Below are 202 nucleotides of genomic sequence, written 5' to 3'. Positions count from 1 at the left end.
GATCTCCTGCGCCCGGGCGGCGCGCCTGGCGGGACCCCAGCCGCCAAGAACGACTGAGCCGGCGACGATGACCGCGCACCAGATGAGGTCTGAGGATCCCCGTGCTGGCTGGGTCCCAGGCAGGACCGCTTCCTGGTCCACCATGAGCGGGATGACGGCCGCGGCGACCGGGCGCCCGAGCAGGCACCCGCCGCACGCGCCC

1 pseudogene is annotated in these 202 nt (G+C 74.8%); it reads right to left on the bottom strand.

From position 1 onward, the window contains the following. Positions 1 to 202: pseudogene (locus HMPREF0058_RS13070) on the bottom strand (hypothetical protein); the annotation flags it as partial.

Source organism: Actinomyces urogenitalis DSM 15434 (assembly GCF_000159035.1).
Taxonomy (GTDB): domain Bacteria; phylum Actinomycetota; class Actinomycetes; order Actinomycetales; family Actinomycetaceae; genus Actinomyces; species Actinomyces urogenitalis.
The sequence above is the reverse complement of the archived record's forward strand: the minus strand, read 5'-3'. Positions and strand labels throughout refer to the sequence as shown.